The 26,073-nt window shown below is 48.0% G+C and carries 28 protein-coding genes; 16 read left to right on the forward strand and 12 right to left on the reverse strand.

What is annotated here, in order from left to right; genetic code table 11:
* The first annotated feature begins 75 nt into the window (after positions 1 to 75).
* Both BUA12_RS06295 and BUA12_RS06300 read left to right on the forward strand, forming a co-directional pair.
* The gene (locus BUA12_RS06295; protein WP_072709554.1) at positions 76 to 597 is read left to right on the forward strand and encodes a GNAT family N-acetyltransferase; all 522 of its coding nucleotides are present in this window, start codon (positions 76 to 78) and stop codon (positions 595 to 597) included.
* A 92-nt stretch (positions 598 to 689) separates the two neighbouring features.
* On the forward strand, positions 690 to 1,865 hold the full coding sequence (locus BUA12_RS06300) for a dicarboxylate/amino acid:cation symporter (protein ID WP_072709556.1): 1,176 nt from the start codon (positions 690 to 692) through the stop codon (positions 1,863 to 1,865).
* A 62-nt stretch (positions 1,866 to 1,927) separates the two neighbouring features.
* On the opposite strand, the gene BUA12_RS06305 is transcribed toward BUA12_RS06300, so the two are convergent.
* The gene (locus BUA12_RS06305; protein WP_072709558.1) at positions 1,928 to 2,332 is read right to left on the reverse strand and encodes an ion channel; all 405 of its coding nucleotides are present in this window, start codon (positions 2,330 to 2,332) and stop codon (positions 1,928 to 1,930) included.
* Between the two features lie 71 nt (positions 2,333 to 2,403).
* Between BUA12_RS06305 and BUA12_RS06310 the strand changes: the two genes are divergently transcribed.
* Both BUA12_RS06310 and BUA12_RS06315 read left to right on the forward strand, forming a co-directional pair.
* Positions 2,404 to 3,546 carry an MFS transporter gene (locus BUA12_RS06310; RefSeq protein ID WP_072709560.1) on the forward strand — a complete coding sequence of 381 codons (1,143 nt, stop codon included), beginning with the start codon at positions 2,404 to 2,406 and terminating at the stop codon, positions 3,544 to 3,546.
* Positions 3,547 to 3,567: 21 nt separating this feature from the next.
* Positions 3,568 to 4,458 (forward strand): NAD(P)-dependent oxidoreductase, encoded by an 891-nt coding sequence (locus BUA12_RS06315; protein WP_072709562.1) that lies wholly within the window; start codon positions 3,568 to 3,570, stop codon positions 4,456 to 4,458.
* A gap of 44 nt (positions 4,459 to 4,502) precedes the next feature.
* Here the strand turns inward: BUA12_RS06315 and BUA12_RS06320 are convergent, their stop codons facing one another.
* Positions 4,503 to 5,450, reverse strand: a complete 948-nt coding sequence (locus BUA12_RS06320) for a LysM peptidoglycan-binding domain-containing protein (RefSeq protein WP_072709564.1) — start codon at positions 5,448 to 5,450, stop codon at positions 4,503 to 4,505.
* Between the two features lie 234 nt (positions 5,451 to 5,684).
* Here BUA12_RS06320 and BUA12_RS06325 point away from each other — a divergent pair, with 234 nt between their 5' ends.
* The 3 genes from BUA12_RS06325 (at position 5,685) to BUA12_RS06335 (ending at position 7,893) form a co-directional block, all read left to right on the forward strand.
* The gene (locus tag BUA12_RS06325; RefSeq protein WP_072709566.1) at positions 5,685 to 6,296 is read left to right on the forward strand and encodes a Bax inhibitor-1/YccA family protein; all 612 of its coding nucleotides are present in this window, start codon (positions 5,685 to 5,687) and stop codon (positions 6,294 to 6,296) included.
* 41 nt (positions 6,297 to 6,337) lie between these two features.
* Complete coding sequence (locus BUA12_RS06330) at positions 6,338 to 7,057, forward strand: YebC/PmpR family DNA-binding transcriptional regulator (RefSeq protein ID WP_072709568.1); 720 nt, start codon at positions 6,338 to 6,340, stop codon at positions 7,055 to 7,057.
* A 62-nt stretch (positions 7,058 to 7,119) separates the two neighbouring features.
* Positions 7,120 to 7,893, forward strand: coding sequence for an SDR family NAD(P)-dependent oxidoreductase (locus BUA12_RS06335; RefSeq protein WP_072709570.1), 774 nt, complete (start codon positions 7,120 to 7,122; stop codon positions 7,891 to 7,893).
* 60 nt (positions 7,894 to 7,953) lie between these two features.
* Here the strand turns inward: BUA12_RS06335 and BUA12_RS06340 are convergent, their stop codons facing one another.
* The gene (locus BUA12_RS06340) at positions 7,954 to 8,640 is read right to left on the reverse strand and encodes an LrgB family protein (protein ID WP_072709572.1); all 687 of its coding nucleotides are present in this window, start codon (positions 8,638 to 8,640) and stop codon (positions 7,954 to 7,956) included.
* Positions 8,637 to 9,002: a CidA/LrgA family protein gene (locus BUA12_RS06345; protein WP_072709884.1), complete on the reverse strand. Its 366-nt coding sequence runs from the start codon at positions 9,000 to 9,002 to the stop codon at positions 8,637 to 8,639. Before BUA12_RS06345 ends, BUA12_RS06340 begins: the two co-directional genes overlap by 4 nt.
* A 136-nt stretch (positions 9,003 to 9,138) precedes the next feature.
* Between BUA12_RS06345 and BUA12_RS06350 the strand changes: the two genes are divergently transcribed.
* Positions 9,139 to 9,687: a ribonuclease FAU-1 family protein gene (locus BUA12_RS06350; RefSeq protein WP_072709573.1), complete on the forward strand. Its 549-nt coding sequence runs from the start codon at positions 9,139 to 9,141 to the stop codon at positions 9,685 to 9,687.
* 25 nt (positions 9,688 to 9,712) lie between these two features.
* Here BUA12_RS06350 and BUA12_RS06355 read toward each other — a convergent pair whose 3' ends face one another.
* Entirely contained in the window at positions 9,713 to 10,594 is an 882-nt protein-coding gene (locus BUA12_RS06355) for an SDR family oxidoreductase (protein ID WP_072709576.1), read from the reverse strand.
* A 108-nt stretch (positions 10,595 to 10,702) separates the two neighbouring features.
* On the opposite strand from BUA12_RS06355, the gene BUA12_RS06360 reads away from it, so the two are divergent.
* Together BUA12_RS06360 and BUA12_RS06365 are read left to right on the forward strand one after the other, a co-directional pair.
* A complete protein-coding gene (locus tag BUA12_RS06360) occupies positions 10,703 to 11,566 on the forward strand; it encodes a LysR family transcriptional regulator (RefSeq protein WP_072709578.1) in 864 nt (287 codons plus the stop codon).
* Between the two features lie 93 nt (positions 11,567 to 11,659).
* Complete coding sequence (locus tag BUA12_RS06365) at positions 11,660 to 12,145, forward strand: DUF456 domain-containing protein (protein WP_072709579.1); 486 nt, start codon at positions 11,660 to 11,662, stop codon at positions 12,143 to 12,145.
* Positions 12,146 to 12,192: 47 nt separating this feature from the next.
* Here the strand turns inward: BUA12_RS06365 and BUA12_RS06370 are convergent, their stop codons facing one another.
* Genes BUA12_RS06370 through BUA12_RS06385 form a run of 4 tightly spaced genes read right to left on the reverse strand, consistent with a single transcriptional unit; the run spans position 12,193 to position 16,131 of the window.
* Entirely contained in the window at positions 12,193 to 13,284 is a 1,092-nt protein-coding gene (locus BUA12_RS06370; RefSeq protein ID WP_072709581.1) for an ABC transporter ATP-binding protein, read from the reverse strand.
* Positions 13,262 to 14,275 carry an ABC transporter ATP-binding protein gene (locus BUA12_RS06375; protein ID WP_072709583.1) on the reverse strand — a complete coding sequence of 338 codons (1,014 nt, stop codon included), beginning with the start codon at positions 14,273 to 14,275 and terminating at the stop codon, positions 13,262 to 13,264. Before BUA12_RS06375 ends, BUA12_RS06370 begins: the two co-directional genes overlap by 23 nt.
* 16 nt (positions 14,276 to 14,291) lie before the next feature.
* Positions 14,292 to 15,212 carry an ABC transporter permease gene (locus BUA12_RS06380; protein ID WP_072709585.1) on the reverse strand — a complete coding sequence of 307 codons (921 nt, stop codon included), beginning with the start codon at positions 15,210 to 15,212 and terminating at the stop codon, positions 14,292 to 14,294.
* A 10-nt stretch (positions 15,213 to 15,222) separates the two neighbouring features.
* A complete protein-coding gene (locus tag BUA12_RS06385; RefSeq protein ID WP_072709587.1) occupies positions 15,223 to 16,131 on the reverse strand; it encodes an ABC transporter permease in 909 nt (302 codons plus the stop codon).
* A 266-nt stretch (positions 16,132 to 16,397) separates the two neighbouring features.
* On the opposite strand from BUA12_RS06385, the gene BUA12_RS06390 reads away from it, so the two are divergent.
* The gene (locus BUA12_RS06390) at positions 16,398 to 18,074 is read left to right on the forward strand and encodes a glutathione ABC transporter substrate-binding protein (RefSeq protein WP_072709588.1); all 1,677 of its coding nucleotides are present in this window, start codon (positions 16,398 to 16,400) and stop codon (positions 18,072 to 18,074) included.
* A gap of 50 nt (positions 18,075 to 18,124) precedes the next feature.
* Here the strand turns inward: BUA12_RS06390 and BUA12_RS06395 are convergent, their stop codons facing one another.
* Positions 18,125 to 19,255: an alcohol dehydrogenase catalytic domain-containing protein gene (locus BUA12_RS06395; protein ID WP_072709590.1), complete on the reverse strand. Its 1,131-nt coding sequence runs from the start codon at positions 19,253 to 19,255 to the stop codon at positions 18,125 to 18,127.
* Between the two features lie 239 nt (positions 19,256 to 19,494).
* Here BUA12_RS06395 and BUA12_RS06400 point away from each other — a divergent pair, with 239 nt between their 5' ends.
* From BUA12_RS06400 to BUA12_RS06420, 5 genes are all read left to right on the forward strand, one after another.
* Positions 19,495 to 21,186: a glutathione ABC transporter substrate-binding protein gene (locus BUA12_RS06400; RefSeq protein WP_072709592.1), complete on the forward strand. Its 1,692-nt coding sequence runs from the start codon at positions 19,495 to 19,497 to the stop codon at positions 21,184 to 21,186.
* Positions 21,187 to 21,342: 156 nt separating this feature from the next.
* Positions 21,343 to 23,061: a glutathione ABC transporter substrate-binding protein gene (locus BUA12_RS06405; protein ID WP_072709594.1), complete on the forward strand. Its 1,719-nt coding sequence runs from the start codon at positions 21,343 to 21,345 to the stop codon at positions 23,059 to 23,061.
* Positions 23,062 to 23,175: 114 nt separating this feature from the next.
* Positions 23,176 to 23,448, forward strand: a complete 273-nt coding sequence (locus BUA12_RS06410; protein ID WP_072709596.1) for a hypothetical protein — start codon at positions 23,176 to 23,178, stop codon at positions 23,446 to 23,448.
* 16 nt (positions 23,449 to 23,464) lie between these two features.
* On the forward strand, positions 23,465 to 23,806 hold the full coding sequence (locus BUA12_RS06415) for a hypothetical protein (RefSeq protein WP_072709598.1): 342 nt from the start codon (positions 23,465 to 23,467) through the stop codon (positions 23,804 to 23,806).
* A 32-nt stretch (positions 23,807 to 23,838) separates the two neighbouring features.
* On the forward strand, positions 23,839 to 24,402 hold the full coding sequence (locus BUA12_RS06420; RefSeq protein ID WP_072709600.1) for a GNAT family N-acetyltransferase: 564 nt from the start codon (positions 23,839 to 23,841) through the stop codon (positions 24,400 to 24,402).
* Here BUA12_RS06420 and BUA12_RS06425 read toward each other — a convergent pair.
* Both BUA12_RS06425 and BUA12_RS06430 read right to left on the reverse strand, forming a co-directional pair.
* A complete protein-coding gene (locus BUA12_RS06425) occupies positions 24,397 to 24,993 on the reverse strand; it encodes an LOG family protein (protein WP_178138238.1) in 597 nt (198 codons plus the stop codon). The two genes, BUA12_RS06420 and BUA12_RS06425, sit on opposite strands and share 6 nt — an antisense overlap.
* Before the next feature lie 20 nt (positions 24,994 to 25,013).
* On the reverse strand, positions 25,014 to 26,027 hold the full coding sequence (locus BUA12_RS06430; RefSeq protein ID WP_072709602.1) for a hypothetical protein: 1,014 nt from the start codon (positions 26,025 to 26,027) through the stop codon (positions 25,014 to 25,016).
* Positions 26,028 to 26,073: the final 46 nt, after the last annotated feature.

The raw sequence follows: 26,073 nt of genomic DNA on the forward strand, positions 1-26,073 counted from the left end.
TAAATCTTAATAACATTATACAATATGGATATTGAAATGAATAGGTTGATTATCATAAAACATGGAGTGAACATTATGACACTGAGAAAGGCGACGGCGTCGGACCTCAAGCGGGTGATGGAAATAAAGGAGAGCGTTGTGCCGTTGATGATCGACTCCGGCAATACACAATGGTCGGAATATTACCCTGATTTAGAGCGGTTCGAAGAGGATTTGAGGACGGGGACATTATATGTTTTTGAAGAGGGCGGGCACGTCAAGGGGTTTGCGGTTGTGGACGATGACCACCCTTATCCATATGATGACATTCCATGGGAATTGAGGCGGGCAGACTCCAGGGCCCTGCACAGGATGGCAGTCGATCCTGCATATCAGGGGAACGGGATTTCAACGAGAATGATGGGGGAAATCGAAGGGATGCTCATTGAAAAAGGCATTAAAGGCATCCATACGGATACATCACTTGAAAATGGGAAGATGCAGTACCAGTTCGAGAAGAACGACTTCGAATTCAAAGGGAAGCTGAACCTCGATGACAACCTGGACGACTGGTATGTCGCCTATGAAAAAGTGTTTGATGATGAGAGTGCCGAGTGATTGAAAACCTTTTCATAAATTTTTGGATAAATATTTATTTTGCCTTCACATGATGTATAATGATATATGAACATAAACAAGGGGGAGAATTTATGAAATTGATCATCAGGCTGCTTGCTGCCATCATCATCGGCATCACTGTCGGCTCGCTTTACTATGCAGTGGGAGGCGCATTTTTCGAAGTGCTGGTACGGCTGTTCATCACGCTGGAGATGATTCTCGGGTCGTTGATATTCTTCACGATTCCATTCATCATCCTGTTCTTCATCGCATCAGGGATTTCGCGCATTACAGGCGGCTCGGGGAAAGTAGTGGGAGCCACCGTCGGCGTTGCATACATATCGACTCTCGGTGCGGGTCTGCTGGCATACTTTGTTGCGATCCTCATCATGCCGCTCGTTACGGACGGCGGGGCTGTGCCTGAGGAAGGCGAAGGACTGTCACCGTTTTTTGAATTTGAAATCCCGCCTGTCCTTGACATTTTATCCGCACTCGTCCTGGCTTTTGCCCTCGGCATCGTGATCACGGTCACGAAAACGGATACGATGAGGAAATGGGTGGACGAAGGCAAAGTGATCACGGAGTACATCATCGAGAAAGTGATCATCAACATATTGCCGTTCTACATCGCCGGCGTGTTTGCGGGGATGGCTGCCACGGGCACTGTTTTCGACACACTTGCGGTATTCGGTGTGGTCCTGCTGGTCGCAATCTTCCTGCATTGGGTATGGATTACGATCCAGTACACGATTGCGGGCGCGCTTCTCGGCAAAAACCCGTTTGCCATGATCAAGACGATGCTGCCGGCCTATTTAACGGCCCTCGGTACAATGAGCAGTGCAGCAACCATCCCTGTGACCCTGAAGCAGGTCAAAGCGAATGGCATACGTAACCGCATTGCGGACTTCGTCGTGCCCCTGTGTGCCAATATCCATCTGGCTGGGAGCACAATCACGATCATCAGCTGTACGATTGCGGTCATGACGGTGCTGCCGGATTACAGCATGCCGGGATTCTTTGAAATTCTGGGCACGATAATGCTGCTTGGTGTGGTCATGATTGCAGCTCCGGGTGTGCCCGGCGGTGCCATCATGGCGGCGAGCGGGGTGCTCATGGTCAATCTGGGATTCAATGAAGCGGCTGTAGCATTCATGATTGCCTTATACATGGCACAGGACAGCTTCGGCACTGCTGCAAACATCACCGGTGATGGTGCCGTGAGCGGCATCATTGACGCCTATGAGCAAAAATTGCATAAGAAAGCATAAAAATACAAGCCACTGGAAAACATTTGTTTTCCAGCGGCTTGTATTTTGTCGAAGGCAGGCCTTCAGTCGTTTTTTGTAATTTCCTTTATAAAAATGACTGTGGGTGTGACGATGCCGACAAACCCTTCAAACACTGAAATGTAGCGGACGGGCCCGACGGGGGTCAGGTCACCGTACCCTATAGAGAGGAGGGTGACCGCACTGTAATAGATCATCTCTGCAAAATCATGATTATGCAGAAGTTCTCCACTGTTCCCCTCCATAAGTATCGGTGAGCCGAAGGAAGCAATGTAGTAGATTACGGCAAAGATGAAAACCAGTGCGAACATGACCGAAAATATGTAAAGATAAAGCGGCCAGTTTGCGGAAAAATCATGAGTATCATTCAATCTGCCTTTTTGCTTTGCAAAAGCACCGAGCTGGACCAGGAAAAAGATAATGAATATTCCCAGTAAAACATGAGCCATATCATCCCTCCATGTGAAAAAATTGTTTATAATATAAAATAGTGATAATAAATTTGCAAAAGGATAATTCAATGAATAAAATTCTCTATCTTGTAATAGTCATCTGTTTTCTGGATCTGTTCATACAGCTGCCGATCATCACCCCCTTCGCAATAGAACTCGGGGCGGATGAATATACGGCAGGCATCATTGTAGCCATCTATTCCCTGTTCAATATGGTGGGAAACGTCTTTGGCGGCTTCTTCTCCGATAAGGTCGGCAGGAAGAATATGCTCCTCCTCGGGATGGGCCTTCAGATTGGCATACTCCTTTTGTATACGGTGGTGCCATCGGTGGGCCTGTTGATCGCAATACGTGTGATTCATGGATTTTCCAGCGGCCTTTTGACACCAGCGGCGTTCAGTCTCGTAGCTGATATTTCCAAAAAGGCGACGATTGGACGCTCCATGGCCCTGACAGGTGTATCAATCGGTGTGGCGGCGGTGGTCGGCCCTGCACTTGGCGGCATCATCTCCAGTCAGGCAAGTTATCAGATGGTCTATTTGGTCATGGCCTTCATTTTCACAGCCGGATTCATCCTTATCCTGGCGGCAGTCAGGGAGAGTACAACGGATGAAAGCAGAAACATTCATTACAGCACCAATTATTGGCAGATCATCAAGCGCCCTTCATTGATCGTCGGCTATATCTCTGCATTTACACTGATGGTTTCTAATGGTTCCCTGGCATTCGGACTGCCGCTCAAGACGGCGTCACTGGGCTTATCGGATCAGACCACAGGGGCCATGCTGAGCGTATTCGGCATTACGGCAATCATTGTATTTGCTTCACCTCTCAATAGGATTTACACCAGGTTCAGCCCGGTCTTCCTGGTTTCCACCGGCGTCTTCATCATAGGACTGTCCATGATTTTACTTCATTTTTCACCCGGTGCATCACTGACCTATCTGACCATGGTCATTTACGGGGCTGGATTCAGTCTGGTCTTTCCCTCAATGAACAAGATCATCGGACAGAATACGGCAATGCATGAGCGTGGAAAAGCCAATGGCGTGTTTTATTCATTCTTCTCCCTCGGTTCTGTGGCAGGGGCGTATTTATCGGGAATCTTCACAACATACTTCGATTTACCATTCGTGTTTATCGGCGTCATATTAATGGTAATGTTAATCATCATCGCCATTCTGGATGGCAGGTATATTGTCCGGAACTAACCTTGTAAAGGATGTGTTTTTTTGAAAAATGTCTTATTGATGGGTATAAGCGGAAGAATCGGCAAAAATTTATACAGGCAGTTGAAGGACGACTATAATCTTTTTGCCTTCTCAAGTCCTAACCAGTCAGATGATGATCTGGACATCACTTTAGTCAAAAAAGACCTGTTCATACTGCCTGAAGTGGAAGAGGCGCTTCACGGCATGGATATCGTCATCTTTTTTGAAGATCCGATCATGCGGTTGAACAGGATGACGCAGGGGAAATTTTATGATATCTATTCGCTGATTGCTGATAATATCGCGCGGGCATCGGGTTTGAATGATGTGGAACAAATCATTTACGTGGCGGATGAAATCAGTTCGGGGCAGACCGTCAAAGTGCTTGGTGCTTATGGCACCCCAGCAGTTGTGACGGAGACCCCTGTGAAAAGATACGGTAAAAATTTATCTTATAAGGCTTCCGATTACAATAATGTACGGAGTATACAGAAGGCGCCGCTCCCGGAGGGATGGTCGGTGAAACAGGTGGCCAATTACTACTTCCACTGGCTGGATGAGATATTGCACGGGCTGATCAATGTCGTACTGGAAGGGAACGAGTTCAGGGTCTATATTTCAAATCTTGATGAGCCGATTCTGGTTGCCTCTTATGATGAAGAGGAGAGTGTGGATGATATTGAGATTTATCAGATCACAGGTGGGCTGCTCTCGAAGAAACAGCCGAATAAAGTCGCACGCCTTGAATTCAGGCAGCTGGGGACCAAAGAGGAGTTCATCATGGCCCTTCATGATTTCGAACCCAATTTACCGTGGGGTCTCTTCATATTCACCCAGGCACCGATCCAGGCCCTTGTGAACAGGATTTATCAAGTTGAAATGATCATCAACAGCCAAGGAGAAGGACAATGAAAAAGAACCAATTTACAAATGTAAATTGGTTCTTTTATATCGGATTAATGGATGAAATTGTGGTTTGCAGCCTGAGAGGCACTGAGCGTCCTGAATGCCTTGACGCCCTGGCCGCCGCCGAAGTTCATTTCGGAAATGAGGATGGAACCATCCGGATTGACTCTTTCGACTACGCCGACGTGTCCCATCCCCCATGCATTGTTCGTCCATGCATGAGCCTGGATGATTGCACCGACGGAAGGGCGGTTGTTTACAGTATAGCCTGCAGATCTTGCATGGCCTGCCCAGTTGGTCGCGTTGCCCCAGTTGTTACCGACAGGTTTGCCGAGCTGCTTGCGGCGCTCGAATGCATACCATGTGCAGTCGCCCCAGTAATACCAGTTCGTGCCATATGAAACATTGGTTGGAGCTGGTGCATTGTAGCTTGAAGCGGATGAACTGCTTGAGCTTGAAGCAGATGAACTGCTTGTATCAGATGATGCAGTCGAACTTGAAGTACTGCTTGAAGATGATGAGCTGCTTGAACCTGTACTCAATTTCAGTGTCTGACCAGGATGGATGATATGTCCGGATATGTTATTGATGTCCATCAGTGTCCTGTAGTTCGTGCCGTGGGCACGTGCAATGCTGCTCAGTGTATCTCCTGATTTGACCGTATATGTACCGCCTGTTGATGAGCTGCTTGAGCTGGAAGAAGTGTTCGAGCTTGAGCTGCTGCTTGAACTTGAAGTGCTGCTTGAACTCGAAGTGCTGCTTGAGCTTGAAGATGAGCTGCTTGAATTTGAAACTTTCAAGTTCTGATTCACAAGGATCAGGTCTGATGATAAGTTGTTCCATGATTTCAATTGTGAAACCGTCACGTTATTGTTTTGAGCGATTGCCCATAGTGTGTCTCCGCTTTTCACACTGTATGTGGATGCCTCGGCATCCTGTGCAAATGCATATGTAGAGATGGCCGCAGTTGCAGTCAAAGCTGTGAGTACTTTTTTCATGAGAGTTGATCCTCCAAATATTGTTTTAATATATTATATGTATATGACTGACTTTTAATATGCTGTAATTGATATAACATATGATAACAAATTTAAAATCGATATTGATGAATGTAATGAAAATGTAATACAAATAAAATATTCAGGGGGTTTATGTTATATTTATCATGTAAAAAGAACCAATTAGGGAACTTAAGACGTATAAAAAGATGAAATGAGTAGGGAGATGAGAAGATGGTTAGAGATCATGGAAAAGTCTGGTTATTTTTTATCTATTATTGGATAATTTTTGGTTTATCCACATATTTTGGCCAGTTTCTGCCGTCTGAATGGCGTCCGTCCTTATCTGCGGCCATATTTGTAATTATTATGATATCCTTATTCGTCAGAGGTTTTAACAGGTCGGGTCTTATCATCAGTCATGTATATGCAATACTCATCGGCCTGGTTTCTTATGGTACATTCGAAAGTTTCATCAATGAATTTGATGAAAGAATATTCTATCAAGTTGTATTGATTGGAGTAATAGTATTTATTTTCTTCGGTATCATCGGTTACTTCCTCCTAAAGGACATCTCATCATGGGGACGGATTTTATTCGCCGGTCTGCTTGTATTGATATTCTCATCCCTCCTGAACTTTTTCATCCAGCTGGAGTGGCTGGCTTTTGGAATCACGGTTTTTGGTTTATTATTGTATATAGGCTATACGATGTATGACTTCAACCGCATGAAAAATAAGAAATATTCGAATGCGCGGGTCATGGGCTTCAATCTGTTCATGGATCTCCTTCTGATCATAAAGAGGATCCTGCAGCTATACCGGCGTTTCGGCAACAAGCGGTGAAGCCCGGCTGATGATAATTTGAATGAAGGAAGATGAGTGTAATGGGCAGAAAGTGGAACAATATTAAAGAGAAGAAAGCTCAGAAAGACCGGAATACGAGCCGGATATATGCAAAGTTTGGACGTGAAATCTATGTAGCTGCACGCAAAGGCGAACCGGATCCGGAAAGCAATCAGGCGCTGAAGGCGGTGCTGGACCGTGCGAAGACATACTCCGTGCCGAAACACATCGTGGATAAGGCGATCGACAAGGCGAAGGGTGGAGACGAAGAGACTTTTGATGAGCGACGTTATGAAGGCTTCGGACCGGATGGTTCGATGATCATCGTGGATGCCCTGACCGATAATGTCAACAGGACGGCTTCCGACGTCCGGGCGGCATTCGGGAAAAATGGCGGCAATATGGGTGTCAGCGGTGCCGTAAGCTATATGTTCGACCCGGTGTCCGTCTTCGTATTCAGCAGCTTTGACAGCGAAGAAGTACTGCTTCATCTGATGGAAAATGAGGTGGACGTTAACGATGTCACGGTCGAAAATGACTTTACGGTCGTCTACGGCGATCCGCAAAGTTTCCATGACATCAAAAGCGCACTTGATGAAATGGATGTCGGCGAGTATGAAGTGGCGGAACAGTCCATGATTGCACGGAATGAAGTGACGTTGGATGAAGAAGCGCAGGCACAGTTTGAAGTGCTGGTGGATGCACTCGAGGATCTGGAGGATGTATCGAACGTCCACCATAATGTGAATCTCGGATCTTAAAACTGTAAAGCATCTGACTTTAATGGTATTTTGAAGCAAAGACGGAATGAGGAGGATGGGCGATGGATTTTGGTTATGAAGGCAAGGCGGTGGTGATCACCGGTTCGAGCAAGGGGATCGGCAGACAGACTGCTCTAGAAATGTTGAAACTGGGTGCGAAGGTGATGCTTGTGGCAAGAGGTGAAGATGACCTGCAGGCGGCGAAAGAAGAACTCATCCGGTATGGAGAGGTGGATTACGTCGTCCAGGACGTCACTGGAGATGATGCCGGAGAGAGGATCGTCAATGCAGTCATTGAAAAGTTCGGACGCCTTGATGTGCTCATCAATAACGCAGGCGGTGCTTTTGCCGAAACTTTTGAAGATGTTGATGTGGGTGACTGGCAGAATGACCTGGACTTGAAGCTGATTTCTGCAGTCAAAATGTCGAAGGCTGCACTGCCGCACCTCAAGGAAAAGGCCGGAGTCATCCTCAATCTGACCGCGGTGGCGGGCAAGAACCCGGATGCCGGCACCCTGCCGACATCGGTATCAAGAAGTGCCGGACTCGCTATGACGAAAGCGATGAGCAAAGACCTCGGCCAGTACGGCATCAGGGTCAACGCAGTGTGCATCGGCCTGATCCGGAGCGACCAGATCGAGAAGGTGTGGATGGAAGAGGCACCGGATATGAGCTGGGAGGAATTTGCCACAACCGGCCGGGAGGATATCCCGCTCGGGCGCATCGGTGAAACAAGAGAAGCGGCGAATGTCATTACATTTTTATGTTCTGAGCTTGCTTCCTACATCACAGGCGTTGCAGTGAATATAGACGGCGGCGCAAGCGCATCATTATAAGGATCTTCATGTCAAACGGAAGCGGATTCGCTTCCGTTTTTCTTATGCCGTGAGTGATGATTAGACCAGCCACAATACAAGCAGCGGGGTGATCAGGGAGACGAGGACAGCACTCGCCACCATTGCGACGGTGCTGATCGAGCCTTCGATCTGGTTGTCCTTCATCAATTCCGCCGTCCCTATCGCATGGGATGCGCTGCCCATCCCCATGCCGCGTCCGAGATGCGAGTGGATGCCGAACAGCCTGAATATATATGAATGTATGATCGCGCCTCCGATGCCGGCGATCATCACCATCACCGCTGCGAGAGAAGTGATGCCGCCGAGGGATTCGGTGATCACTATGGCCACAGGCGTGGTCACCGATTTGGCTGAGACGGCATACAGGATTTCAGGTCCGAAGCCCGCCCATTTTGCCATGGAAACACCGGAGACTACGCCTGTAAAAGCACCGGCGGCGGTACCGGCGAGCAAAGGTAATGCAAGTTTAACCAGTATTCTGCGGTGTATGTAGAGCGGGTAGGCGAGTGCCACGACTGCAGGCCCGAGCAGCTCGTTGATCCACTCCCCACCGATCATATACTGATCATAAGGGATTTTGAAAAAGGCCAGGAAGGCGATGATGACGACTGTGGATGTCAAAATGGGCAGTGTCCAGGGGCTCTCCGCCTTCCTGTGTATGTAGAGTGACAACCGGTAAACCGCTGCAGTGAGCATAATCATGAAAATACCAGTGAGTGTACTCATCGCCCCTCCCCCCGTCTGTGGTATAGCTCACCGATCAGTCCCGAGACGCCCATCACGAGCATCGTGCTTACGAGGACGATGACGATCAATAAAAATCCGTTTCCTGCAAAGATTTCATAATACTGCATGATGCCGAGGGTGGAAGGGATGAAGAAGAAAGGCAGATATTTCACCATGAACCCTGCGCCTTCCCCGATCCATTCCAGCCTGACCGTCCGGGTGAAGAGTAGGAAAATCAGCAGGACCATCCCTATGATGCTCCCCGGAAGGGAGAGGTTCAAAGTTTCTGCCACCCATTCGCCGGCCCAGTATAAAATATACAGGATGCCAATTTGAAAGATGATTTTCAACAGTTTTAACATGGATTCCACCCCAATCATTATATCCACCATTGTACATCATCATGATGCGCAAGGGATGATAAAGTGAGGGAGCATAAGGTATCTCTTCACATTTCTTTTACTTATTATGTATAATGTAATGAAGGAGATGAGAGCCATGAAAATGAAGTATTTGGATAAACGCGGATGGCGCCGTGTATTGGACTCTACATATGATGAAATGCTGACCCGCTTCAAGGGCGAGGAATTTCTGGTCGGCCTCATCGACATGAAGAAAATACGTTCACCTCTCGTCGTTCCGGTCGTCAACAAATCAGTGAAAGTCGTCGATAAAGATTATAAATGGCTGCAAATACTGCCGAAGGACAGAAAGTACAGCATGACGGTGATGTATGATGAAAATTGGAAGGTGCTGCAGTACTATTTTGATGTCAATACGGCGCATTACCTTGAGCTCGGCAATGCAAGAAGAAAAGATGTTTATCTGGATGTGCTTGTACTCCCGGACGGTGAATATGAATTGGTGGATGAGAAAGATATACGACGCGCCCTGAAAAGAAATAAGATCACCGAGGCTGATAAGAACATTGCATATGAAGTCGCCCGGCATATCATGGACGAGGTCGACCGGGACTTCGATCAGTTCACGGAACTTGCAGCGCACTGCCTTGGGGAACTGCAGGAAAAAATTAAGGGCAATCCGTAAACGGACTGCCCTTTAACATACAGCTTTAAGTGGAGGTGAAGTCGCCGCCGTTTACATGGAGTACTTCACCGGTCATATAACTTGAATCATGTGCCGCGAGGAATACATAAGAGGGGCCGAGTTCCGCCGGTTGACCGCGTCTTTCCATCGGGGTGTCTTCCCCGTGTTCATCCACATGGCCGGCATCGAATGTCGCCGGTATGAGCGGTGTATAGATCGGGCCCGGCGCCACCGCGTTCACACGTATCTTCTCAGGTGCGAGATTCTGGGCCAGCGAGCGTGTGAATGCTGTGATGGCACCCTTTGTCGAAGAGTAATCGATGAAGATCGGAGAGCCCTTATAGGCAGTCACACTTGTCGAATTGATGATGGCATCCCCTTCTTCGAGATGAGGATACACTTCCTGTGTCAGGAGTATCATGCTGATGATATTGGTCTCGAATGTTTCCCTTAAATTTTCTTCGGTGACTTCGAGGAAATCTTTTCGCGGGTACTGTACACCTGCGTTATTGACGAGGATGTTGATCGTGCCGAGCTGATCAACGACCTCCCGGACCACGTTCTTCCTCACTTCTGCTTCCTTTATGTCCCCACTGTAAAGCAGGCATCTGACGTTTTCTTTTTCAGCGAGCGCTTTTACATGACGGGCGTCTTCTTCTTCCTCTTCAAGGTATAACAGTGCGATGTCCGCACCTTCTCTGGCGAAATGGACGGCGACCGAACGTCCGATCCCCGAATCCCCGCCGGTGATCAGGGCAATCTTACCTTTCAGCTTTTCACTGCCTTTGTAGTCATCAGCAATGAATATCGGCTTCGGGTTCATTTCCTTTTCTATGCCCGGCTGCCCGTCCTGTGTGTAGCCTTCGACCTGTTCATTGACTTTCTCATATTCCTTTTCATTATTCATGGAATCCCTCCCGTTCAAATGTAAATTACATATACCCGAATCAAAGGGAGTTACTCAAAGTGTCTATTTATGATAAGATTTTCTTATATATTAAGAAAAGGTGATTAAATGAAGGTTGATGACTATAAATTACTCGTCACTCTGCATGAAGCGAAGACATTGAGGCAGGCGGCGGAGAGGCTCTACATCTCCCAGCCGGCAGTCAGTCAAAGGTTGAAATCGATCGAGGAAGAGTGGGGGGTAGAGATTTTCATACGGACAAAAAGGGAGTTGTTCGTGACCGGCCCGGGTGAACGGATCATCCACCATGCCCGGAAGGTCGTGGAAAGCGAAAGCATATTGAAAGAATACCTTGTCGCGCATGAAGGTGCAGTGGAGGGGAATTTGAACCTCGGGGTCTCTTCATTGATCGGCAGTACAATCCTCTCCGGACTGTTGAGGGAGTACACAGAGATGTATCCTGATGTGAACATCAATATCCAGGTCGGCTCATCTCCGCAGATCACCAACGATGCAAAAGATTACCACGTATCGATTACCCGGGGCAGACAGATCCTCAACAAGGAAAATAAACTGCTTTTCACAGACAGACATTATCTTGTCACGCCGAAGAGCCTCCTCAACCAGGAGGATCCGCCTGTGATTGAATTCTTCTCCGAGCCGATTTACATCAGGATGATCGAAAAGTACTTTGAAGCGAGGTTCAACCGTAAATATGAACCCCAGTTCAGTGTCGATCAAATAGCGACATGCCGTGCATTATTGATTGAGGGCGTGGGGGTCACGGTGCTGCCTGAAATTGTCGTCAAAGATTTTGAAGAAAACCAGTTTAAAATTGAAGAAGTCGTGGTCGATGATGAGCCGATCACACGGGACACCTACATCTCATATGATAAGAATGTGATGGAACTCCCGCAGGTCAGGGCATTCATCCAGGTCGTGAAAAGTTATATCAGGAATTTTGAAATGTGAGGGGGCACTGCAGCTTGCAAATGCTTGCCGTATGTTGTTAGGATTAAGTATCTATGAAAGTACGCATTCTCGAATTTAAGAAGGAGTCGTTTGATGGAGATTTTATGGTGGCTGCTTGTCATAATCAGTTTTGTCCTCGGTTTCGTAGGAGTCATTGCACCGGTCATCCCTTCAGTGGTGATGTTCTGGGTGGGCTTTTTAATTTACCACTTTTTGATCAACAGTGAAACATTGACCTGGATGTTCTGGCTCGTCGCTGCAGTTTTGACTGCACTCGTGTTCGTCAGTGACCTGGTCGCAAACAGCTATTTCGTCAAGAAATACGGCGGTTCGAAAAAGAGTGAAGCCGCAGCGATTGTCGGCGTCATCGTAGGGATGTTCGTCTATCCGCCGTTCGGTATCATTTTCGTGCCTTTCGTTTTTGTGCTTGCACTTGAATTTATAAACACGCGGGACATCAATGCAGCTTTCAGGGCAGCGTTGGGTTCATTGCTCGCATTTTTTGCGAGTTCGGCATTCAATCTGGTGATATATATACTGCTGATCATCTGGTTCCTGCTGGATGCATTCGTATTTTAAAGGAAAAAGGTGATTACAAATTCAATTTGTAATCACCTTTTTTTTGATTATTGATTCATTTTTTCCTTTGCTTCTGCAGTGTCGCGACTTTCTTCGTCGAGTACTTTGCGGACATCTTTCATTTCGTGGGTCGGCTTGTGCCTGCCTTCCTGGATGTCGATTGCGTAGTGGCATGCGACATCATGCTGGCCGGCATATGTCTCATCCTTATGCTCAAGGACCGGGATCTCCGTACGGCATTTATCTGTAGCAAAAGGACATCTCGTATGGAACCTGCAGCCCGTCGGCGGATCGATCGGTGAAGGCACATCCCCGCGGAGGAAGATGCGCTCACTTTTATTCTTCGGATCCGGTACCGGGATGGCCGAGAGCAGGGCTTTCGTGTAAGGGTGCTGAGGGTTGTCGAAGATGCTCTTCGTGTCCCCCATCTCTACGATCTTACCAAGATACATCACTATGATCCTGTCAGAGATGTGCCTCACGACACCAAGGTCGTGTGCGATGAATAAATAAGTGAGTCCCATCTCCCGCTGCAGCCTCTGCAGCAGATTCAGCACCTGTGCCTGAATGGATACGTCAAGGGCGCTGACCGCCTCGTCGGCGATGATCAGCTTCGGGTCCACGGCAAGGGCGCGTGCAATACCGATGCGCTGACGCTGGCCGCCTGAGAATTCATGGGGGAAGCGGTCGATCTGGTGTTTTTGAAGTCCGACCGTTTCCATGATATCAAGTGCGCGCTGTTCCCTGTCTTTAGGTTTTCCGATGTTCTGTATCTCCATCGCTTCAATCAAAGTCATTTTAACGGTTTTCCTCGGGTTCAATGATGCATATGGATCCTGGAAAATGATCTGCATCTCACTCCGCATCTTCCGCATCTCCGATTTGCTCAGTGAAAGGATATCCTTGCCCTGGAAATGAACCTCGCCTTCAGTCGGTTCATCGAGGCGCAGTATCGCCCGGCCCGTAGTCGATTTACCGCAGCCGGATTCCCCGACGACGGAGACCGTTTCACCTTCATTGATATGGAAGCTGACATCATCGACGGCTTTGACATGATTCACGGTGCGTCCGAGGAAGCCGCCTTTGATGGGGAAGTACTGTTTGAGCCCCTCGACTTTAAGAAGAACGTTCTTTGTCATATACTTTTACCTCCTCTCCGTCCCATTCATCAGTGTAGATCCAGCATCTGACGTCATTGCCGTCCTCCTGTGTCTCAAGGGCAGGAAGCGACGAACAGATGTCGCTGGCGTATGGGCATCGTGGTGCAAAACGGCAGCCGGATGGCATTTCATCCGGTGAAGGCACGTTGCCTTTGATTGGAATCAGTTCGTCCTGATCCAGATCGTGACGCGGCAGTGAATTCAACAGGCCGACTGTATAAGGGTGGCGCGGGTTTTCAAATAAAGTCTCGACATCCGCAAATTCAACCACCTTGCCACAATACATGACTGCAACATAGTCACATGTTTCAGCGACGACACCGAGGTCATGGGTGATCATCACCACACTCATGCCTATTTCTTCCTGCAATTCCTTGATCAGTTCGAGTATCTGTGCCTGGATGGTCACATCAAGTGCTGTCGTCGGCTCATCCGCGATCAGCAATTCAGGCTTACAGGCGAGGGCCATCGCAATCATCACGCGCTGCCTCATGCCGCCGGAAAGCTCGTATGGATATTGATCCACACGTTTATCCGGTGAAGGTATGCCGACAAGCTCAAGCATTTCTATCGAACGCTTCGTTCCGGCCTTCTTATCCAGCCCCTGGTGGATTTTGAAGGATTCCCTCAGCTGCTGTCCGACGGTGTACACCGGGTTCAGGGAAGTCATCGGTTCCTGGAAGATCATGGATATTTCGTTGCCCCGGATCTGTCTCATCCGTGATTCTTTGGCAGTGGTGATTTCCTCGCCTTTGAAGCTGATGCTGCCGTCCACAATCTTACCCGGATCATCAATCAGCTTTAAAATCGACAGGGCGGTGATACTTTTACCTGAACCTGATTCGCCGACGATGCCGAGCGTCTTTCCTCTGGGCACGTTAAAAGTAACACCGTCGACCGCTTTTATCTCATTTCCTTCCACAAAGAAGGAAGTTTTTAAATTATTCACATCAAGTATGTTATCTGACATTTTTGTCACTCCCTACCTAGTTTAGGTCCACACGCTTGTTCAGCATCCTGTATGAAATATCAACCAGCAGGTTGACGAATACGAAAGTGACGGCGATCACTAGGACAGCACCCTGGACGACAGGGAAGTCCCTTTGCAGGATCGAGTCGATGATCAGCCGGCCAAGGCCGTTGATCGCGAATACACTTTCTGTCAGTACTGAACCAGCAAGCAAGTAACCGAACTGCAGACCAACAACGGTTACGACTGGAATCAATGCATTTTTAAGTGCATGACGGAAAATTACGACACGTTCTTTCACACCTTTGGCACGTGCAGTACGTATATAATCCTGGTTGATGACATCGAGCATCGAACTCCGTGTCATACGTGCGATGATCGCTGCCCCGGCTGTACCGAGAGCTATGACCGGCAGTACGATCTGGTCAAGATTACCCCATCCGGTCGGTGCAAACCAGCCGAGTTCGATCGAGAACCACTGGATCAGCATCAAACCGAGCCAGAAGTTTGGCATTGAAAGGCCGAACAGAGTAACGATCATAAGTGCAACATCAGAAAAAGAGTAACGTCTGACTGCAGAAACGATGCCTGCCAGCAAACCTAGAACAAGACTGAATATCGTCGAGTAGATTGCAAGTTCCAAAGTGATGAAGAACCTTGCCTGTATATGATTCATCACCGGAATGTTGTCCCGGATGGATGTGCCAAAATCGAGCTGCAGGGCACTTGTCAAAAAGTTCCAATACTGTACATAAAGTGGATCGTTCAATCCTAAACGCTGTTCAATGGCACGTACGGTTGCTTCAGGCGCACTTTCGCCGGCCATGATGACTGCAGGGTTACCTGGAGTGAGGTGCATCAGACTGAACACAAGTATCGAAACCCCGAGCAGCACAGGTATAAGCTGCAGAATACGTCTAATAATAAATGTTGTCATGATTTACCTCCTAATTTTTTTGTTTAGGATCAATTGCATCTCTCAATCCATCTCCAAATAAGTTGAATGCAAGTACTACGATCACAATCATCATACCCGGGAAGAAAGTGATGTGCCCTGCCTGATACATGTAGTTACGCCCGTCATTCAACATCGCACCCCATTCAGGCGTCGGTGGCTGAACACCGAGACCCAGGAACGAAAGTCCTGCTGCAGAAAGAATTGCAGAAGCGATGAATAGTGTCGTGTTGACGATGATCGGCGACATGATGTTCGGCAAAATGTGCTGGAATATGATCTTGCCGTCCCTGGCACCGAGTGCCCGGATGGCATCGACATACTCGAGCTTTTTCGTAGTCAGGGTGGAACCCCGAACGATACGGGCGAATTGCGGCAGTGAGCCGATTGCAATTGCGATAGTGACGTTGATTGTACTGCCGCCAAGGACAGAAACGATAGCAAGTGCAAGCAGGATGCCCGGGAACGCAAGCAGAACATCCATTATACGCATGATGATGGTATCAAGCCATCCACCGTAATAACCTGCAAGGATACCAAGTGGGACACCGACAAGTGCACCCATGAATGTGGCTGCAAAACCGACCCCGAGTGTTATGTACATACCATGCAGTATACGGAAGAAGATATCCCTGCCGAGATGATCAGTTCCAAACCAGTGTGCGGCTGAAGGACCCTCCAATTTCTCCGTCAGACTTGTGGCATTCGAGTTGACACCAAGTAGATTGTAGTTGGCATCTATTGCACCGAAAATCGACACAAGAAATAAAAATGCCAGCACATAAAACCCGACCAGGGCCGACTTGTTCTTTCTAAGCCGTTTGAAAAACTCTTTAAAACTCTTGATACGCGGGTTAACGGGCTTAGTATCCCGAACCCTCTCTTTAGAAGCGACCGCCATTTAAGAGACCCCCTATCATTGAAATTTAGCAATAGTGTGAAAACTATACTTATAATATAGCTATTAAATAATAATACATTTTCAAATGCATAATAGCAATGGTAAAAAAGGGGAATAATATCACAAAGCCCGGCTTATCGAATGAAAATGTAAGGGTTTACATATGCTGGGGGAGTATCATCCCCTTTACAAAATCAAATTCATAGTGATACAATAGGAAATAATTCCTAGTAAGTCAATAGGGTATTAGAAGGGGAGGTCCATATATGGAATACATACATAGGTTATCTTTATTGGTTTTGTCTGTTTTAGTGCTCACAGCTTGTACGAATGATGGTGATGGTGGGAATTCGGTGTCGGGCAACGAGGAGAGTGCAGATATTGACGGCGGCAATCTGGTGATATCGACCGGAAATGACATTGTGTCGCTTGATCCGCATGCCAGTAATGAATTGTACTCGGACCAGGTGAGGAACACGATATACGAAGGTCTGGTGACACAGGACGAAAATTTTGAGATCGAGCCGCTGCTCGCCGAAGAATGGGAACAGTTGGATGATCTGACATGGCGTTTCGAGTTGAGGGAAGATGTGGAATTCCATGACGGCAGTGCATTCAATGCCGAAGTCGTCAAAGCCAATCTGGACAGGTTGGTTGATCCTGCAGTCGCTTCCCCGAGACTGAGTCTTTTTGAAATGATCTCGTCGGTTGAGGTCATCGATGAACACACGGTGGAAATCACCACGGAGTATCCGTTTGCCCCGCTGCTCAGTCATCTGACACATGACGGTGGCGGCATGATCAGTAAAGCAGTCATTGATGAAGACTACAGACAGGCGATTGAAAACTCAGGTGCCGGATATTCGGTCGATGAATATTATGAACTGCGTGAAGCGGGCGGGGAATCGTTTGAAGAAGCGGCCGATGAGATTTCAGGTGGAATCGGATCTGTCGTCGATCAGAACCCTGTCGGCACGAATTATGCAATGTTTGAATCAAGATCACCGGGGGAGAACATCGTCCTCAACAAAAATGAAGACTACTGGCAGGATCCGATGAACCTCGACAGCATCACATTCAAAATTGTGGCTGAAACAGGGGCAAGGATGGCCGAACTTGAGACGGGCACATCACATATCATGTTCGGGTATGACTCGAGCAATATCGAAAGGATTGAAAACCACCCGGAGACGGAGGCATATAATAATTCCAATGTCTCAATTAATTTCATCGGATTCAACACTCAAAAGGCACCGCTCGACGATGTGCGGGTCAGGCAGGCGATTTCCCATGCAGTGGACCGGCATGAAATTATAGAAGGTATTTTTAATGGTATTGGTGAAGTTCCGAACGGGCCGCTCATCGAAGGTATGGCCGGGGACACCGGGGATATCGAGGGATTTGAATACGACCTTGAAGAAGCCGGGCGGCTGATGGGAGAAGCAGGTCACGAAGACGGCTTTGAACTCAGCATCATTACTAACGATGCACCGGAAAGGGTGGACACGGCGATTTATCTGCAGGAAGCACTCGCTGAACTCAATATCATTGCAACTGTGGAGCAGATCGAGTGGGGCACTTACCTTGAAGAGGCCTCCTCAGGGGAACATGACGTCTTCCTCCTTGGATGGCCGAACTTCACCGGGGACCCCGACCAGGCACTCTGGCCTCTGTTCCATTCCAGCATGCATGGTGCCCAGGGCAACCGTACATTTTATGACAATCCGGAACTGGATGCGCTGCTTGAAGCGGGACGCGAGGAAAAGGACGAAGAAGCACGTGCGGAAATATACGAAGAAGCACAGGCAGTACTTGTCGAAGATGCACCGGCGATTTATTTTAATGAGGGTGTCAGCATGAATGCTTACAGAAGTGAAGTGGAAGGTTTATATATTGATGACTTCATCAAACCTGATTTCAGGAATGTGACCATAGGCGAATAACTGAAAAGACCCGTGCGGGGAACCCCGCACGGGTCTTTTGGTTCCATGATTTACGGCTTCATGACGACTTTGATGCAGTCGTCATCATGGGCATCGAAGATCTGATACATCTTTTCAGCTTTCTTGAGCGGCACATTATGGGTGATGATGTCGGTCGGATCGATTTTCCCGTCCTTCACCATCTGGTAAAGCTCCGGCATGTAATGGATCACGGGTGCCTGCCCGGCTTTGACAGTGACGTTGCGTGAGAATATACGGTGCATCGGATACCCTGCAGCCGGTGCGCCGTATATTCCGGTCAGCTGGATGGTGCCGAACTTTCTGACCATCCTTGCTGCCAGTATGATCGGATCGATGGTGCCGATCTGTCCTCCCAATGTTTTGATGCGGTCTTTTTTGGTGATTTCACCATCCATGCCGACACAGTCGATGACGACTTCAGCACCGCCTTTAGTCATTTCATGTACGTAATCCCCGATGTTGGCGATTTCCTTATAATTGTATGCTTCCACACTGTTGGTGCGTTTCGCATGATTCAGCCTCACCTGGTCATGGTCGATTGCGATGACACGGCTCGCGCCTTTCATCCATGCGAATTTCTGGGTCATGAGTCCGACCGGCCCGGAGCCCAGGATGACGACCGTGTCCCCGTCTTTCACACCGCTGTGGTCGACACTCCAGTAGGCTGTCGGCATGACGTCCGACAGAAAGAGCAGGCTCTCATCCTCCAGTTCACTGTCCTCAGGCACGAGGAAGGAAGTGAAGTCTGCATAAGGCACACGCAAATATTCCGCCTGCCCGCCCGGATAATTACCGAAGAGTTCTGAAAATCCAAAGTAAGCGCCTGTATCGAGATGAGGATTGGAATTGTCGCACTGGCTCTCCATCTGGTTCTGGCAGAAGTGGCATTCCCCGCAGCTGATGTTGAAAGGAATGACGACGCGGTCGCCGACCTTTCTGTTTTTGACCCCCGGTCCGACTTCTTCTACGATACCCATGGGTTCATGGCCGATGATGTAGTCGTTGGTGATCGGCATGGTTTTACGGTACAGATGCAGATCAGAGCCGCATATCGCGGTAGAGGTCACCCGTATGATCATATCCGTGCCTTCCTGTATCTCAGGTGCTTTCATCTTTTTGACTTTAACTTTGTTTTTCCCTTGTACAGTTACCGCCTGCAAAATAGACACATCCTTTACATGATATTTTCATATTTAATTCCCCAACCAGGAAAAATTGAAACATTCTGAAAAGCGGAGCTGCATTTTATTGAACTTCCAGGCCATGTGCGAGGTGGTGTTCACGATTTGATTATCCATCAGCGGGCGGAAGTGGTATAAAATTTCTGAAAATTTTCTATTGATTGAATTAACAGATTGAAGTATCATGTTTATAACTTAGGGAAACGAGGGGGATGTATATGAAAAGCTTTTGGAGGTTATTTTTAGTCAGTGTCATGGTGCTTGTACTCGCAGCATGTACTGATGATGACGGTGTCGATGAAGAAGCGGCGGAAGGGGACGGTTCTGACGAACAGACAGAAACTGCCGACGGCGGTGATCTCACGATCGCCATTCCAAGTGATGCAGTATCAATGGATCCGCACGGCAGCAATGATGTGCCGTCGGAGCAGGTACGTGATGAGATATATGAAGGGCTGGTCACCCAAGATGAAGACCTGGAGATCGTTCCATTGCTTGCTGAAGACTGGGAAGAAATAGATGAAACGACCATGGAATTCACTTTACAGGAAGGTGTCGTTTTCCATGACGGCAGTGAATTCAATGCAGAAGTGGTCAAAGCGAACATTGAGCGTCTGCTTGACCCTGCTGTGGCTTCACCGAGGGCCTTCCTTCTGGACATGGTTGAAAATGTCAATGTCGTCGATGACTATACAGTCCAGTTGGAACTTGAATATGCATATTCTCCGCTTTTGAATAACCTGTCGCATGGTGCGGGTAAGTTCATAAGTAAAGACCTGATCGATGCGGATTACGAAAATGCATTATCCGAAGCGGGAGAAGATATGTCGGTCGAAGAGTATTATGAACTCCGCGATGAAGGCGGTGATGACCACGAAGAAGTTGCAAACGCAATTGCCGGGGACATCAGCAGCCTGATTGAACAGGAGCCTGTCGGCACGAACTATATGCAGTTCGAATCAAGGAATCCAGGTGAAAACACTGTGCTTACAAAGTATGAAGACTACCGGGACGGACCTGCGACGATAGACAGCGTGACTTACAAAGTTGTGACCGAAACCGGTTCACGCATCGCCGAACTTGAAACAGGATCTTCCGACTTCATACTGGCGGTCCAATCCAGCAATATCGACCGGGTGGAGGATAATGATGACGTGACGCTCAGCCGAAATGAATCGGTGTCGATCGACTATATCGGCTTCAACACTGAAAGTGAACCGCTCGACGATCCGCTTGTCCGCCAGGCGATCACACATGCATTCGATAAAGAAGCGGTATTGTCAGGCGTCTACAATGATTCCGGAAGACCGGCAGTGGCACCGCTTGCACCGGACGTGCTCGGATATTCGGAAGATCTTGAAGGACTCGAATATGATCTGGACAGGGCACAGGAGCTGTTGGAAGAAGCAGGACACGGGGACGGCTTCGACATCAACCTGATGGTCAATGATGATAACCCCGAGCGGGTGGATATGGCTGTATTCCTGCAGGAATCCCTTTCCGACCTGGATATCAATGTCAATGTGGAGCAGGTCGAGTGGGGCGCGTATCTGGATGCCACGGCAGCCGGAGAGCATGATATGTTCATCCTGGGCTGGTCGAACTCGACCGGTGACCCGGATAACGGTATATCGCCGCTGTTCCACTCCGATAATATGGGAGATACCGGCAACCGTTCCTTCTTTGCCAACGACGAACTGGATGCACTGCTTGATGAAGGGGCACAGGTGACCGAAGATGACGAACGTCAGGAGATTTACGAAGAGGCACAGCAGATCCTGGTCGACGAAGCACCGGCAATCTTCGTCCGTCATGGTGAAAACTTGAATGCTTACAACAACAATGTCGAAGGTATCTATATCGACAGTTACAACATCTTTGATTTCAGGGAAGTGACATTTGCAGAATAATTTTATGAAAAAGGAGGGGTTGTCCTCCTTTTTTTGTTTGCCCTGGATTTCAATTGTAAGATATTTCAAAAGTTTCGTTGAAATAAAAAAAGTATTGAGGTATATTTAAAAAAGGTCAGGAATTTCATTTGATTTTAATATTAGGAGGTAAGGTGTATGAAGAATTTCAGATTATTGCTGATGATGGCAATGATTACAGCGCTTTCTGTCGTACTCGTCGCCTGTGCGGATGACAGTGATGTCGATCCCGAGGCAGACACCGAAGAAGGCACAGAAGAAGACACAGAAGGTGCTGCAGACGAAGGGTCCGGTGGTGGAGATCTCATCATTTCGGAAGCATCGGATATCGTGAGCCTTGATCCACACGGCAACAACGATGTGCCTTCAAGTAATGTTCGTAACAACATCTATGAATCACTTACATACCTTGATGAAGACATGGAAGTGCAGCCAAGGCTTGCCACAGAGTGGGAAGAAGTGGACGACACGACTTGGGAATTCACTTTGAAAGAAGGCGTGACTTTCCATGACGGCACAGAATTCAACGCAGAAGTGGTGGAAGCAAACCTGGAACGCATTCTTGATCCTGCAGTCGCTTCACCACGTATGTTCCTATATGAAATGGTGACGGGTGTGGATGTGGTCGACGACTACACTGTCCAGATCAACCTGGAATACCCGTTTGCACCGATACTTGCACACCTCGCACATGATGCGGGCGGCATGATCAGTAAGGAAGTCATTGATGCCGACTATGAAGCTGCGCTTTCAGAAGCGGGCGAAGACATGTCGGTCGAAGAATATTATGAACTCCGTGAAGAAGGCGGAGAAGAACACGAAGAAATTGCGGATGCGATCACCGAAGAAGCGGGCAATCATATTGCCGACAATCCGGTGGGTACAGGTCCGTTTGAACTTGAATCACGTGCCGCAGGTGAAAACGTCGTACTTGCGAACAATGCAGATTACCATGACGAAGAAAATGCTGCACAGCTTGATACGGTGACTTTCAAAGTCGTACCTGAAACAGGTGCGCGTCTTGCTGAAATCGAAACAGGTTCAAGTCACATTGCCGGTGCTGCGGAACCGTCCAACATCGATCGTCTTGAATCACATGATTCTACAGAAGTCGATTTGACGCCGTCACTCGGCCTGTCATATGTCGGCTTCAACGTCGAGCAGGAACCATTGGATGATCCTCTCGTGCGTCAGGCGATCTCTTATGCCATCGACCGTGAAGCGATCATCGAAGGCATTTACGAAGGTGTCGGCACACCTGCTGAAGGGCCGCTTGCGCCGGGCGTATTCGGTCACGATGACAGTGTGGAAGGCATCACCTACGATCTTGATCGTGCACAAGAACTGATGGAAGAAGCAGGTCACGAAGATGGTTTTGAACTTGAAATCCTCACCAATGACCAGCCGCAGCGTGTGGATACTACAGTCTATATGCAGGAAGCACTGGAGGAACTCAACATTGATGTGTCTGTACAGCAGCTTGAGTGGGGTGCATACCTTGAAACTACAGCAAACGGAGACCATGATATGTTCGTACTGGGATGGTCCACTGTAACAGGTGACGCCGATTACGGCCTGTATGCACTGCTGCATTCATCAATGCATGGTGACCCGGGCAACCGTTCATTCCTGGCTGATGAGACAGTGGATGAGTTGCTGGAAGCAGGACGTACTGAAACGGACCCTGATGAGCGTGAAGAAATCTACAGTGAGCTTCAGGAAGAACTGGTGGAGATTGCACCGATGATCTACATCCACCACCAGGATTTTGTTACAGGCGTTAATACGAACGTCGATAACTTTGTGATCGATGCGCTTGGCATCTATCAGCTCAGAGAGACGACTGTTTCAGAATAATGAAAAAGAGGTATAGGTGATGTCGAAGGCATCACCTATATTTTTTTATCCGGATAAAGAATATTTCCTTTGAAAGTGCTATAATGACAGCATTGATGAAAAGGGGAGTCTGTATTGAAAAGATTAATATTGGCAGTCTTTACGGCAGTGTTTTTGACGGCATGCAGCGATGCGCCGACTCAGGCGGAAAAAGACCTGGAAGAAGTCAACAAGGATATCGGTGAGCTTCAAAGTGAAATTCAACAGGTGCGGAGTGAAAACGAAGCGGTTGAAAGTGATATTGCGAACAAAGAACGAGAGCTTGAGGAAATGCTCCCGGAGGAGACCGGCGCTGAAGATGAAGAAGAATCTGATGAAGCGTCGGAAGACGCGTCGCATGAAGATTAGAAAGGAGAATGAGGTTATGCACGAGAAGAAATTTTCATTGATAGAGGGTGAAACATTCACCATTGACCAGCTCGGCAAGGAAATTGAAGAAATCGTCGGTTCAAAACTGGTGGACCTGACAGGGGTGAAACGCAGGGTCGTTGCTCAAAAGCCCAGCCCTGAACAGGGTTTCGAGACATTTACAATCAAATTCGATCTTGAGGACCTGCCTGATTTTGTGGATGTCGTTGCGACAACCGAAAAAAAAGAAAATATCGAAGAATATGATTTCAACAAAGAGGAATTTAAAGTCCGTCTTGTCAGTTATATCCGGCAGGAGGCCCCGAAGGGCAACGAAAGTGGACATGTCAGCGAATGATCATTATCATGGGACGCTAGTAGAGGGTTGATATGAAATATATTAAAACGAAGCGGTTGATTTTAAGGGATTGGAAAGAGAGCGACATACCAAAATTCATCGAATTGAACAGGGACAGGGACGTCCGGCGTTATTTCCCCGATGTCGCGACACCGGAGGAATCGAAGGCATTCATACTGAATGCCCAGCGCGATATCGATGCGAGGGGCTTCGGTTTATTTGCCGTCGAAAACAGGCATACAAAAGAGTTCATCGGCTTCACGGGCATTCAGGTGTGGGAAGAAGACGGCCCTCTGAAGCTGCACTTCCTACCTTCCATTGAAATTGGCTGGCGTTTTGCGAAAAGGTACTGGAATCAGGGCTTTGCAACGGAAGCGGCAAGGGGAGTCGTTAAATTTGCAGAACGTAACACTGATATCAGGGAGATTTATGCATATACGGCCAGCATAAACTATCCGTCGATCAATATCATGCTGAAACTGGGTATGAAAAAGGTCCACACGTTCGAACACCCTTCAATCATCGATGGCCACTCGCTTAAGAAACATGTCGTCTATAAGATGGACATAAAAAAGAGGCATCGCTTCAAATTATGAGCGATGCCCTTTTTGCAGGTCTTTATATGTTCTGACTGCCACCGGTTTATGGGACATGAATTGAGGAAGGAGGGAGTCCAGGTCTTCGCCGACGGATACCTGGTCCATGTATCGGCCCTCCAAAAACTCATCATCAATCATCTTATCGAACATGGCGATCAGCCCGTCAAAATAATTGTTCGTATTAATGATGCCAAGGGGCTTCTGATGCAGCCCGATCTGTCCCCATGTATACATTTCAAAAAATTCTTCAAGTGTGCCTGCGCCGCCCGGAAGGGTGATGATGGCATCCCCCAGCTCTTCCATCATGGCTTTTCTCTCATGCATCGTCTGCACCACTTCCAAATTTTGAACGCGGTGGTGGGCCAGTTCACGTTCGACCAGGAATTGGGGGATGACCCCGATCACTTCGCCGCCGGCATCCACAGCTCCGTTGGCCACAGCGCCCATCATTCCTGCTGAACCGCCGCCATAAACAAGTTCATAACCGGCTTCGGCAATATCCCTGCCCAGCTGGTATGCCGCTTCTTCATATTCAGGCAGTCTGCCTGATGTCGCACCGCAATACACGGTTATTCTCTTTATCTCCATCGCTGTTCACCCAATTTGATTTAAAATTTTTGTCTTTTTTTGTTGATCTTGTTTTCAAGCTTTTTCTGCTTTTTGTTTTTGGTCATGCTGTTTTTGATGCCGGTTTTGCGGCCATGTGTTGTATAATGATCTTCGGCTGCTGCACGGTGCTGTCCGAACAACGAGTCCTGGCTGATGGCTGTGCCCGTCGCGCCTTTTGGGCCCTTCCTGTCGTAACTGACTGTCGGATCCAGCTTTTCATGGTGTTTTTTGAACAGTTCTCCCGGATCGAAATCAGAAATGTTTGCTTCGTGGTCGTCCACTTTTTCGAAATATTGCTGCTGTACATCAGTAGTCATGTCATTCTCCTCGTCATTTAATTGATCTGTACCATCGATTTCCATCTTATCATGTTTTTCATCCTGTTTCTCCTGTTTATGGATGTTCAGCCGCTTTTCATCTTTTTCACTTAGAGAGGCACGGCTTGGCGGGCGGTCCTCGTCATACATCAGTGCAATATCCTGGTTTTCCCGGTTCGTCACCAGCGCCGATCCGGTCCGGGAATCGATGGCAGGCCCCTCAGAAATCAGTTCCGGAGTCACGGTCATGCCTGAAATTTTATCTTCGTTCGACATCCCCTGGTTCGACTGCATTATTTTAGGGACGACGGTGTCTTTGGTGAGGTTCTGCTGGAGCCTTTTCCGACGGTGTTTCTCTTTGTCCTTCTTGAACTGGGCAAGCAGCTTCTCCTCCTTCTTGACACTCTGCTGATAAGACTTTATATCCTTATTGTAAGCAAGTGCCTGCCTCTTATCGCTGATTTTACTGCCGACCGTGCCTGCAGCGGATTTGCCTGTATGGTAGATGGTGGAGCTGGTGTCCTTGACCGACTTATAGGCGCCTTCGCCTTTATCTTTGACGTTATGATAGGCCGTGCTGGAAAAACTCCCGAGCTTTTCCATTTCGGGGTGTTCCTTGATGCGGTTCCTTTCCGTGAACAGCGGCACTAATATGATTGGAAGAACATTGAGCAATGTTTTAATATTCTTGTTCATGAGTCGACCTCCGTGTCTTTTATTAATAATTATATAATACCCTGAG

Origin of the sequence: Lacicoccus alkaliphilus DSM 16010 (assembly GCF_900142805.1) — a bacterium.
Taxonomy (GTDB): domain Bacteria; phylum Bacillota; class Bacilli; order Staphylococcales; family Salinicoccaceae; genus Lacicoccus; species Lacicoccus alkaliphilus.

Coding starts and splice junctions, on each gene's coding strand:
- BUA12_RS06325 (WP_072709566.1), top strand. CDS start 5,685: ATGGTTAGAGATCATGGAAAAGTCTGGTTATTTTTTATCTATTATTGG.
- BUA12_RS06405 (WP_072709594.1), top strand. CDS start 21,343: ATGAAGAATTTCAGATTATTGCTGATGATGGCAATGATTACAGCGCTT.
- BUA12_RS06300 (WP_072709556.1), top strand. CDS start 690: ATGAAATTGATCATCAGGCTGCTTGCTGCCATCATCATCGGCATCACT.
- BUA12_RS06370 (WP_072709581.1), bottom strand. CDS start 13,284: ATGACAAAGAACGTTCTTCTTAAAGTCGAGGGGCTCAAACAGTACTTC.
- BUA12_RS06400 (WP_072709592.1), top strand. CDS start 19,495: ATGAAAAGCTTTTGGAGGTTATTTTTAGTCAGTGTCATGGTGCTTGTA.
- BUA12_RS06340 (WP_072709572.1), bottom strand. CDS start 8,640: ATGAGTACACTCACTGGTATTTTCATGATTATGCTCACTGCAGCGGTT.
- BUA12_RS06390 (WP_072709588.1), top strand. CDS start 16,398: ATGGAATACATACATAGGTTATCTTTATTGGTTTTGTCTGTTTTAGTG.
- BUA12_RS06295 (WP_072709554.1), top strand. CDS start 76: ATGACACTGAGAAAGGCGACGGCGTCGGACCTCAAGCGGGTGATGGAA.
- BUA12_RS06425 (WP_178138238.1), bottom strand. CDS start 24,993: ATGGAGATAAAGAGAATAACCGTGTATTGCGGTGCGACATCAGGCAGA.
- BUA12_RS06380 (WP_072709585.1), bottom strand. CDS start 15,212: ATGACAACATTTATTATTAGACGTATTCTGCAGCTTATACCTGTGCTG.
- BUA12_RS06355 (WP_072709576.1), bottom strand. CDS start 10,594: ATGAATAATGAAAAGGAATATGAGAAAGTCAATGAACAGGTCGAAGGC.
- BUA12_RS06310 (WP_072709560.1), top strand. CDS start 2,404: ATGAATAAAATTCTCTATCTTGTAATAGTCATCTGTTTTCTGGATCTG.
- BUA12_RS06330 (WP_072709568.1), top strand. CDS start 6,338: ATGGGCAGAAAGTGGAACAATATTAAAGAGAAGAAAGCTCAGAAAGAC.
- BUA12_RS06415 (WP_072709598.1), top strand. CDS start 23,465: ATGCACGAGAAGAAATTTTCATTGATAGAGGGTGAAACATTCACCATT.
- BUA12_RS06335 (WP_072709570.1), top strand. CDS start 7,120: ATGGATTTTGGTTATGAAGGCAAGGCGGTGGTGATCACCGGTTCGAGC.
- BUA12_RS06320 (WP_072709564.1), bottom strand. CDS start 5,450: ATGAAAAAAGTACTCACAGCTTTGACTGCAACTGCGGCCATCTCTACA.
- BUA12_RS06360 (WP_072709578.1), top strand. CDS start 10,703: ATGAAGGTTGATGACTATAAATTACTCGTCACTCTGCATGAAGCGAAG.
- BUA12_RS06430 (WP_072709602.1), bottom strand. CDS start 26,027: ATGAACAAGAATATTAAAACATTGCTCAATGTTCTTCCAATCATATTA.
- BUA12_RS06385 (WP_072709587.1), bottom strand. CDS start 16,131: ATGGCGGTCGCTTCTAAAGAGAGGGTTCGGGATACTAAGCCCGTTAAC.
- BUA12_RS06345 (WP_072709884.1), bottom strand. CDS start 9,002: ATGTTAAAACTGTTGAAAATCATCTTTCAAATTGGCATCCTGTATATT.
- BUA12_RS06305 (WP_072709558.1), bottom strand. CDS start 2,332: ATGGCTCATGTTTTACTGGGAATATTCATTATCTTTTTCCTGGTCCAG.
- BUA12_RS06365 (WP_072709579.1), top strand. CDS start 11,660: ATGGAGATTTTATGGTGGCTGCTTGTCATAATCAGTTTTGTCCTCGGT.
- BUA12_RS06420 (WP_072709600.1), top strand. CDS start 23,839: ATGAAATATATTAAAACGAAGCGGTTGATTTTAAGGGATTGGAAAGAG.
- BUA12_RS06350 (WP_072709573.1), top strand. CDS start 9,139: ATGAAAATGAAGTATTTGGATAAACGCGGATGGCGCCGTGTATTGGAC.
- BUA12_RS06375 (WP_072709583.1), bottom strand. CDS start 14,275: ATGTCAGATAACATACTTGATGTGAATAATTTAAAAACTTCCTTCTTT.